This is a genomic window from Pseudomonas gingeri (assembly GCF_013386165.1).
GTDB lineage: Bacteria > Pseudomonadota > Gammaproteobacteria > Pseudomonadales > Pseudomonadaceae > Aquipseudomonas > Aquipseudomonas gingeri_C.
Genome location: NZ_JACAOS010000039.1, coordinates 1 through 993, shown reverse-complemented (window position 1 = coordinate 993; position 993 = coordinate 1). Strand labels below are relative to the sequence as shown.

1 protein-coding gene is annotated in these 993 nt (G+C 61.8%); it reads left to right on the top strand.

The window, feature by feature from the left end; all coding sequences use genetic code 11:
- A partial coding sequence (locus HX866_RS33610; protein WP_177141267.1) for an AMP-binding protein occupies positions 1-993 on the top strand: 993 nt, incomplete at both ends.

The following is a 993-nucleotide window of genomic DNA, read 5'->3' as shown; positions in this document are numbered from 1 at the left end:
AGGGCGGCGAGGGTGCCGACCGGGCGCTGGGGATGTTTATCAATACCTTGCCGCTGCGGGTGGCAGTGGGTGGGCAGGGCGTGCGCGCCGGGGTCAAGGCGACCCACGCGCGGTTGACTGCGTTGTTGGGTCACGAGCATGCGTCGCTGGCGTTGGCCCAGCGTTGCAGCGGCGTGGTCGCACCAACGCCGTTGTTCAGCGCCTTGCTCAATTATCGTCATAGCGCTGTCGGTAGTGTTTCCGAGCAGGCCTTGCAGGCCTGGCGCGGTATCCACACTTTCAGCAGCGAAGAACGTACCAATTACCCGTTGACCTTGAACGTCGATGATTTGGGTGATGGCTTCAGACTGAACGTACAGGCTGTGGCCGGTATCGGCGCGCAGCGGATCTGTGGGTATATGCAGACGGCTCTGGAGCAGTTTGTCGATGCCCTGGAGCAGTCACCGGCTGCGCCACTCGACAGCCTGTCGATCCTGCCGGCTGGCGAGCGCGAGCAGTTGCTGGTGGGCTTCAATGACACGGCGCTGGAGTACCCGCAGGTGCAGACTGTGCATGGTCTGTTTGAGGCGCAGGTGGAGCGTACGCCGGAGGCTTTGGCGGTGGTCCATGGCGAACAGCGTTTGAGCTATCGCGAACTCAATGAGCAGGCCAACCGTTTGGCCCATGCGTTGCGCAAGCAGGGTGTGCTGCCGGATTCGCGGGTGGGGATCTGTGTTGAGCGTGGGGCCGAGATGGTCGTTGGCTTGTTGGCGATCCTCAAGGCGGGCGGCGGTTATGTGCCGTTGGACCCGGCTTATCCGGTAGAACGGATTGCCTATATGTTGCAGGACAGTGCTCCAGCGGCGGTCTTGGCACAAACGGCTACCCAGGATCTGTTGGCGGGCGTTTCGGTGCCTGTGATCAATCTCGACCAGGGCACCTGGCAGGACGAGTCCGTCCAGAATCCGCAGGTTCCTGGGCTGACTTCGGCACATCTGGCTTATTTGATCTACA